Raw genomic sequence first — 8,821 nt, forward strand, 5'->3', positions numbered from 1 at the left:
GAGGCCGAACAGTCCGTATTGGGCGGTTTGTTGCTCGACAACGAAAGCTGGACCCAGGTGGTCGAGCGCCTCACCGAGCATGACTTCTATCGTTTAGAGCACCGGCTGATCTTCCGCGCGATCGAGCGGCTTGCGGCGGAGAGCAAGCCTTACGATGTGATCACGCTGTCCGAACGGCTCGCGACCACGGCGGAGATCGAAAAGGTCGGCGGACACGCCTATCTTGTCGCGCTGGTCGAGAATACGCCCAGCGCCGCAAACATCGCCGCCTACGCGGACATCGTCCGGGAACGCGCGGTGCTGCGGCAACTCATCCATGCCGGCGCGGAGATCGCCAACGGCGCCTTCAATACCGAAGGACGCAGCTCCGATGAGCTACTCGATGCCGCCGAACGCGTGGTCTTCGAGATTGCCGACCACCAACAGCGCGGCCGCCGCGGCTACCTGAAGGTTCAGGAGCTATTGGCCCATGCCCTGGACCGCATCGACACGCTGTTTCACAAGGGCAGCGCGATCACGGGCATTGCAACCGGCTTTACCGATTTCGATGAGCTAACGGCGGGGCTCCAGCCGTCGGATTTAGTCATCATCGCCGGGCGGCCGTCGATGGGCAAGACCGCTTTTGCCATCAACATCGCGGAACAGGCGGCGATCACGGATGACCTGCCGGTCGCGATTTTTTCCATGGAAATGTCGGGCGAGCAACTGGCGATGCGCATGATCGGCTCGCTCGGGCGCATCGACCAGAGAAAGGTGCGGACCGGGAAGCTGAGCGACGAGGATTGGTCCCGCGTCAGCTCGACGGTGGCGATCTTGGACAAAGCCAAGATGTTTATCGACGACACGCCGGCCTTGTCGCCAGGCGAGCTTTGCGGCAAGTGTCGGCGCATTGCCCGCGAGCACGGACTAGGCCTCGTGATCGTCGATTATCTACAGCTCATGCAGGTCCCGGGAATCAAGGAAAACCGGGCGACCGAGATCTCGGAAATATCGCGTACGCTCAAGGCCCTCGCAAAAGAGCTGCATGTTCCGGTCGTCGCTTTGTCGCAGTTAAATCGCGGCCTGGAGCAGCGGCCGGATAAGCGCCCGCGCATGGCGGATCTGCGCGAATCCGGCGCCATCGAACAAGACGCCGATCTCATCGTGTTCATTTACCGCGACGAGGTCTACGACGAAAACAGCGCCGACAAAGGGATCGCCGAGATCATCGTGGCGAAACAACGCAACGGTCCCATCGGCACGGTGCGTATGACCTTTTTGGGGCAATTCACCCGCTTTGAGAGCTTTACCGCCGAGAGCTACGGGCGGCCGGCGAGGGATTATGGATGAGCCGTCCCGCGCGCGTCGACTATGACCTAGAGGCCGCCAAGGCCAACCTCGAGCGCGTGCGCGGCCTGGCGCCGCGGCAAAAGATTATGGCCATCATCAAGGCCGATGCCTACGGGCACGGCCTCGATCGCATGGCGGCGGCGTTTTCTGCGGCGGACGCATTCGGAGTGGCCTGTCTCGAAGAGGCGCAAGGCTTGCGCGACCGCGGGGTGAAACATCCCATCGTCCTGCTCGAAGGTCCGTTCTCGCCGGGGGAGTTGCGGGAAATGCAGCGTTTGGCTTTGGATATCGTCATTCACCACGACGAGCAGATTGCGATGTTACGGGATCTGCCGGAAGAGCATTGCCTCGGCGTATGGCTCAAGGTGGACTCGGGCATGCACCGCTTGGGGTTCGCGCCGCAACGGGTCCGCTGCGTGTGGGAAGAGCTACAGCGGTGCGGCGCCGTCGCCCCGCCCGTGCGCTTGATGACGCACCTCGCGTGCGCCCATGAGCGAGGCCATCCCTCGGTGCCTGTACAACTTGCGTGCTTCGCGCAAGCCAGCGCCGATATCCGCACTGAGCGCTGTATCGCCAATTCCGCGGCACTGCTCGCCTGGCCGGCGGCCTACGCCGATTGGGTCCGGCCGGGGATCATGCTCTACGGGGTTTCGCCGTTCGCCGATAGCAGCGCGGTCGCGGAAGGTCTACGGCCGGTCATGTCCGTGAGCTCACGACTCGTTGCGGTCAAGACCGTGCGGGCGGGGGAGGGGGTCGGTTATGGCGGTGACTGGCGTTGCCCGGAGGACATGCCGATCGGCATCGTCGCCCTGGGCTACGGAGACGGTTATCCTCGGCACGCCCGCCCCGGAACCCCCATACTCGTGAACGGAAAAAGAACCGCCTTGATCGGCAAAGCCTCGATGGACATGCTGAGCGTGGATTTGCGCCCTGTTCCGGCCGCCCGCGTCGGGGATCCGGTGCTGCTCTGGGGCGCGGGATTGCCCGTGGAGGAAGTCGCGCGTTGGGCCGACACCATTCCTTACGAACTGCTGTGCGGCGTGCGCGGCCGGGCGCGGTTTCTCGAGCCAAGTGCGGGCTAAATTCGCGTATCAATGCCAGGGCTGCGGTGCGCCCGCGCCCAAGTGGTCGGGTCAGTGCGGCGATTGCGGCGCCTGGAACACTCTGGTTGAAATAGCCTATTCAGAGCGGCCGGGCGCGGCGGAAAACCGCCCCGGGGACGTCAGCGCTCAGCCGCCCCGAGCCTGCGTGCTCGAGGCGATTTCTCCCGCCGTGGAAGCCGGGATCCCGAGCGGTGTGGGGGAGGTGGACCGGGTCTTGGGCGGCGGCATCGTGGCTGGCGCGGTGGTATTGATCGGAGGCGATCCGGGCATCGGGAAATCCACCTTGTTGCTGCAGATGCTGGCCGCGGTGACTGGCGAGAGCAAGTGTTCCGGCCTGTATGTGAGCGGCGAGGAGTCGGCCCAGCAAGTCGCTCTGCGGAGCCGCCGGCTTGGGATCGATGGCGCGCATATCAAGCTCTTAACCGAAAGCCGCCTGGAGTCGATCCTCGGCGTGGCCGCGCAAGAAGCGCCGAGGGTCATGATCATCGACTCGATTCAGACGGTTTTTACGGAGGCCTTGGGCTCGGCACCGGGAAGCGTCGGTCAAGTGCGGGAAAGCGCGGCGCAGCTCATCCGCTTCGCGAAGAATTCCGGCGCCTCCGTGTTCCTGGTCGGGCACGTGACCAAAGAAGGCATGATCGCCGGACCGCGCGTGCTCGAGCACATGGTCGATACAGTGCTCTATTTCGAGGGCGATGACAGCAGCCGCTTCAGGATCTTGCGCTCGACCAAGAATCGCTATGGGCCGGTTCACGAGCTGGGTATTTTCGCTATGACGGAGGGCGGTTTGCGGGCGGTGACCAATCCCTCGGCGATCTTTCTGCAACGGCATGCCCAAGGCGCCGCCGGGAGCGTGGTGATGGTGTGCCGCCAGGGGAGCCGTCCGCTATTGATCGAGGTGCAGGCCCTGGTCGATCAGTCCTTCCTCGCGAATCCGCGCCGGGTTGCGGTCGGTTTAGACCCCAACCGCCTCGCCATGCTGCTCGCCGTTTTACACCGTCACGGCGGGATCGTGACCCACGACCAGGATGTTTTCGTCAATGTGGTCGGCGGCATACGCGTCACCGAGACCGGCGCCGATCTGGCGGTCGTCCTGGCCGTGCTGTCGAGCTTGCGGGGCCGTCCACTCCCGGCGGATATGGTGGTTTTCGGGGAGGTGGGCTTGTCCGGCGAGCTGCGGCCGGTTCCGAACGGCAGGGAACGGCTACGCGAAGCGGCGAAACACGGTTTCCGGCGCGCGCTGGTCCCGAAGGCCAACGCCCCGCGGCGCGAAATGGCCGGCCTCGAGATCACCGCGCCCGAGCGGTTGGAGGCGGCCCTGGCGTCGATTTAACCCGACTTAGCCGATTCGGGGGGTATGAAGATCCTAAGTGCTTGATATAGCGCATAGTGACCTCAATAGGTCTGCACTACACGGCCGTGGCTGACGCCACCTCAGCGGTGGTGATCTTTGGCGGCGGCTGCGCAGGCAGCTCGAGCGCGAGTTTCTGCAATAACAGCTTTAGTTCGGCCTCGGGCTGGGTGTAACGGGTGAGGATCAGTTCCCGGCCGTCGGTGGTCGGTATGTGCACATCGATCATCTGCACGGCGGCAAACTTCTCGAGCACGCTGCGCGGGGTCAACCCCGGCGCAAGGTTGAACAACCGTCGGCCCAGCGTAACATGCAGACAGTAGGCGAGGAAGGCGATGAAAATGTGCGCTTCGATGCGTGCCTCGCGTTGGTGGAAGATCGGACGGATGGCCAGGTCGCCCTTGAGGTTCTTGAACGCCTCTTCCACCGCGACGAGCTGCAAATAGAAGCTCCACAGCTTCGCGGGATCGGTTTCCGTGAGATTGGTGCGCAGCAGGTAGCGACCTTCGCGGCGTCGCGTTTGCCTGAGTTTGTCGCGGCGTAGCCGATAGCTGAACGTGGCGTCCTCTTCGGCGACCGCGACTTCGACCAAACGCCAGGCGGCCGGGCCATGCCCTCGCGCGGCGCCGAGCTTCATCAGCAGTTCCTCGCGCGTGAGCGTTGTCATTGCCGAAAGCTGCTTCAGCCGTGCCCACAACCACTTCAATTTCCGCCGCCGCATCGCCCGCTCCTTCGCCACCCGATCACGACTCTGCGCGTAGACATACAGTTCTCCCTCCTGAGGCAGGAGCTTCACGTCCACACCCGGGCGCGCTTCCTGCCACGGCTTGGTAAGGAGCGCTTTCTCCAAGCGGCTCAGCCGTCCCTTCGGCGTGCCGACCAGATACTGCACCGGCGGATCGCTCGTGCGCATCTCCTCGAGCACCGCCTCGGTCGGAATGCCGCGATCCATGACCCAGATCCTTTGCGCCCTGCCGTACTGTCGCTCAATGCGCGAGAGAAAATCACGCAAGGTCGTGTTGTCCGTCGTGTTACCCGCCATCACCTCGTAGGCCAACGGCAAACCCTCCGGGGTCACCACCAGCGCAATGACCACCTGCACGCAGTCAGGCCGGCGATCGCGCGAGTAGCCAAACCGGCGTTTGTCCTCTTCCGCCTGCGGCGGATCGCACTCAAAATACGTGCTCGTCAGGTCATACAACAGCACATCGAACGTCGCGTTGAACAGATCCCGCCACCGACTCACTAGGTGATCGAACAACGCCGCTTTGTACTTGAGCAGCCGGTCGTGGCACCGATACAGCGTGTGAATATCGGACAGCGCCCCATCCGCACCGAGCAGATCCGCTAATGCGCTGCGCTCGAACCACTCCCGATGGAGCCGCCACTCACTGCCCGGCACAATCAATCGGTAGGCCACCAGCACGAACAGCACCTGGTCCCAGCGCGTGCCCTTGCGGCTCGGTAAAAGCCGCTCGGCCCAGAACTCATCTAACCGCAGCTCCTGCCACAGCCGCAGCGCCAACCAACACGCACCCCATTGCCGCGGCCTGCATAGCCGCAACTCGCCGAGCCGCAGTCGCACCACAGCCCCGTCCCACGCCAGCCCTTCACAGCGATCCTCGGGGAACAGCGCCAGCGTGCGGGGCACCTCGGCGCCGTCTTCGAATACTTCAATGGACTTGCGCCACCCCAACTCTTGGGAAGAATTGATCTCTCCCAAATACAGCACGTGTCGTTGTAGCACACGCCCGTCGCTCAGGCGCTTGTTCTCAACGATGCTCCAGTAGCGGTGCTCCTTGCCGTCTTTCTTGCGAGTCGTGGCGCGCAGAAACATGATGGCCACTCATTATCCGCAGAAAATTACGTTTGAAAACAAGCAAGGTCTTCACTACAGCGGTTTTGCGCCAATTTACTGCCCCCTGCACTTAAAATCCAAGTACTTACGCGACGCCTCAGCCCGAAAACGGGGGCGAATCGGCTAAGTCGGGTTAAGCCGCGCGCCGTTATGTCGCGTCCCCTGGGCTGGGAGCCCTATCCTTTATCACCCAATTGAGATGTCGCGTTGGATGCCTGTTCTTGAACTATAATCTTGGCGAAGACAGAAACAGCAATGCTCAGAATGATCTGAGCACGAATTTTATCCCATGAGAACAATAAGGAGGACGACATGAGGTTCAGATTCAACGTGTTTAAGCGTGAGCCTTTTCAATTTACGGCTCGCGCTGACTGGCAAGATGGTAAGCTGGGGACAGATGTGGCATTTGATGTGCCGGAAGATAAGCGGTTGGTTATTGAAAATATCAGCGCGACTCTCGAGACTCCGATCGGACAAGAAATTACAGCAACTCAGGTCAGAACTATCGTCAACAATGTAGTTGCATGGCACTCCATAGTTGTCCCTATAACAGCTACCTTTGAAAAGAAACTTAATGTGTACAGTGGGGGCCAGCGAGTGCGCGCGTACGCCGATCCTGGAACTACAGTAAACGTTCTTGTACAGAAGAACAGTAGCCAATGCCAGTACCCATGCGGAACCACTCAAGTGTTCATCTCTGGATATCTGCTTCCAGCCAAAAGCCCGAGCCTATCGCCATAGCATGACGTGTGTGACCAAAATCACACCTGCACCTTGGCATATGATTAGGAAGGGCTTGCAGTTTGGCTCGTTGTGACAGGCCTTATCAGTAGCACATTTGTGAGTCGATGCAAGCAGGCCGTTTCGAATAGATCGAATGACCGTGCGCGAATAGAGATCACCGCGCCCCAGCGGTTGGAGGCGGCCCTGGCGTCGATTTAAGCCGCGCGCCGTTATGTCGCCTCCCCTGAGCTACCGGGCCGACGCCCTCGGACAGGCCTCACCCCTGCTGGCCCCTCATCTGGCCTACCTGGCACTTTGGCAGGCCGACAACGCCCGGCGAGTGGCCTGCCTGTTCCACCGCCATCTCGATGGCGAGACCATCAGTGGCATACGGCTCGCGCTAATACCCTAGCGTCGATTTCGGGCTTGACGCCCTCGATGACGACCCGGTTGCGGCCTGCCGTCGGTGACATCCGAGGTTTACTCTTGTCGGCGCGACGCGCCCGGGATGCGGGTGAAGTGATAGCTGCCGCCGAACCGGTGGGGCGGGATGGCTCGTGTCCCAACCCGGGTGTACCACCATTCCCCCTTCGCATTGGATCGGTCCGCGGAGAGGACCAGCCTGAAGCCGCCTTCCCGCGAGCTGCCGGTCGTCTCCCCGGTTTGCGACCAGGTCCCCTGCCAGATCCCGCCGGCGATCCCGGTAGTTCGGAGAGTACCCCCATCATGGGTGTAGGCGCCGTTGCCGTCGCCATCGAGCGTCGCGGTGTAGGATTTGTCCTCTTCCAGGATGTGCCAGGTCCCGCTCAAGTCCGGGCGCTTTGCGGCGGTCCCGTTTGAAGCCGTTCGGTCGGCGGCGTCGTTGACATCGATCTCCGGCCGGGCGGTGAGGTTGCGATAATACTCGTGCCACATCACGATGACCCACTCGCCTCCGCGACGCACCAGGACCCCCGTCTCGCGTAGGGGTAGGACCATCCGCTCCCGCTTTTGCCCGTTCTTGAAGTAGCGTGTATAGTTGATGTCCATGGAAAACCAGGCCGTGTCGCCTTGGGTCGAGACCGTCATGTAACGGATGGGGATCTCGAGGCTCTCCACGGAGCGGAATTCTTCCTCTAAATCTGCGGCCATCTCCTGCCAACCTCGATAGACCCGGCCGTTGATTGTGTAGATCACGAGGTTGGGGGTCCCGACTCATCAGTCTCGCCATTCCCGCGAGATCCTTATCGGCATTGGCCTTGATGACAGCCTTGAGGATCTCCTCCACGGACCGAGTGGCTGGGCCGGTGTTCGAGACCCGCGCACCGGTTGAACACGGATAAACAGCAAAGGTCAAGATGAAAAGTAAGCGTAGAAAGTTATTCTTCATGAGTTTTAATTCTCGCCCAATGCGGCGACCGTGATCTCTCCGCGGTCGGGTAGCGAGCGAGCGGTTGGAGGCGGCCCTGGCGTCGATTTAAGCCGCGCGCCGTCATTTCGCGTCAGCTATCGGCTCTACGCGGGTGGCGTCACGCGCGCCGTCTTGACCGCATGATCGGTCGTTTGCATGATCTCGATCGTATAGCCCCCGATCCGCAAGGCCGTTCCCGCTTCAGGGATGCTTTCCAAGGCCTCTAGGATCAAGCCGTTGAGCGTTTTCGGTCCGGTAGTCGGCAAGCGCCAGCGCAGCTTGCGGTTGAGCTCGCGGACATTAGCCCCGCCCTCGATGAGATAGCCGCCCGCCACATCGGCCAATACCCCGCGTCCTAACTGTTGCGGATCGGTGGTAAATTTCCCCACGATCTCTTCCAGAATATCCTCGAGCGTCAGCAGACCCTGGACATCACCGTACTCATCGACGATGACCCCGAGCCGTTGCCGCTGGCGTTTGAAATTGGCGAGCTGCGTATGCAGCGGTGTGCCGAACGGAACGTAGTACGCCGGCAGCAGGAGCTTCTCCAGGAGATCCTTATCGGCGCTCTGGCCGGGGCCGATGATGCGCGGGATCTGGCGCGCGTGGACTAACCCCAGCACGTTGTCGATGGTTCCACGGTAGACCGGCGTGCGAGTGTGCCGGCAGTTCCTGAGATGCTCGGTAACGATCGTGGCGTCCTCCTCCAAGTCAATCGCCACGATCTCGTTGCGCGGCACCATGACATCTTGCACCGAGACCCTCTCGAGATCGAGGATCCCGACCAGCATCTGTTGATGGCGTTTCGGGATCAAGGCGCCCGCTTCCTTAACGACGGTACGCAGTTCCTCCCGGCTGAGGGGCATGGCGGTACCCTCGTCGAGCCGGACTCCCATGAGCCGCAACAGCCCGTTGGCGAACAGGTTTACGATCCAGACGACCGGGTAAAACAGCCGCAGAAGCGGTGCCAGGATCGTACTGGCCGGGAAGGCCACCTTTTCCGGGTACAAGACCGCGAGGGTCTTCGGAGCGACCTCGGAGAAGATGAGCATGACCAAGGTAAGGAG

The 8,821-nt window shown here is 61.8% G+C and carries 7 protein-coding genes; 4 read left to right on the forward strand and 3 right to left on the reverse strand.

Going from position 1 to position 8,821, the window contains the following annotated elements; translation table 11 throughout:
- From dnaB to radA, 3 genes are all read left to right on the forward strand, one after another.
- Positions 1 to 1,329 (forward strand): replicative DNA helicase (gene dnaB, locus M3436_17115; GenBank protein ID MDQ3565747.1); only part of this gene is annotated, 1,329 nt, incomplete at its 5' end.
- Positions 1,326 to 2,411: an alanine racemase gene (gene alr / locus M3436_17120; protein MDQ3565748.1), complete on the forward strand. Its 1,086-nt coding sequence runs from the start codon at positions 1,326 to 1,328 to the stop codon at positions 2,409 to 2,411. The genes dnaB and alr, both read left to right, overlap by 4 nt.
- A complete protein-coding gene (gene radA / locus M3436_17125; protein ID MDQ3565749.1) occupies positions 2,401 to 3,765 on the forward strand; it encodes a DNA repair protein RadA in 1,365 nt (454 codons plus the stop codon). Before alr ends, radA begins: the two co-directional genes overlap by 11 nt.
- 76 nt (positions 3,766 to 3,841) lie before the next feature.
- Here radA and M3436_17130 read toward each other — a convergent pair whose 3' ends face one another.
- Positions 3,842 to 5,620: an IS1634 family transposase gene (locus tag M3436_17130; protein ID MDQ3565750.1), complete on the reverse strand. Its 1,779-nt coding sequence runs from the start codon at positions 5,618 to 5,620 to the stop codon at positions 3,842 to 3,844.
- Between the two features lie 333 nt (positions 5,621 to 5,953).
- On the opposite strand from M3436_17130, the gene M3436_17135 reads away from it, so the two are divergent.
- Complete coding sequence (locus M3436_17135) at positions 5,954 to 6,382, forward strand: hypothetical protein (GenBank protein MDQ3565751.1); 429 nt, start codon at positions 5,954 to 5,956, stop codon at positions 6,380 to 6,382.
- Positions 6,383 to 6,844: 462 nt separating this feature from the next.
- Here M3436_17135 and M3436_17140 read toward each other — a convergent pair whose 3' ends face one another.
- Together M3436_17140 and M3436_17145 are read right to left on the reverse strand one after the other, a co-directional pair.
- Complete coding sequence (locus M3436_17140) at positions 6,845 to 7,540, reverse strand: nuclear transport factor 2 family protein (protein ID MDQ3565752.1); 696 nt, start codon at positions 7,538 to 7,540, stop codon at positions 6,845 to 6,847.
- A gap of 318 nt (positions 7,541 to 7,858) precedes the next feature.
- The coding region (locus tag M3436_17145) for a CNNM domain-containing protein (GenBank protein MDQ3565753.1) at positions 7,859 to 8,821 on the reverse strand (963 nt) is incomplete at its 5' end.

The organism is Pseudomonadota bacterium, from assembly GCA_030859565.1.
GTDB lineage: Bacteria > Pseudomonadota > Gammaproteobacteria > JACCXJ01 > JACCXJ01 > USCg-Taylor.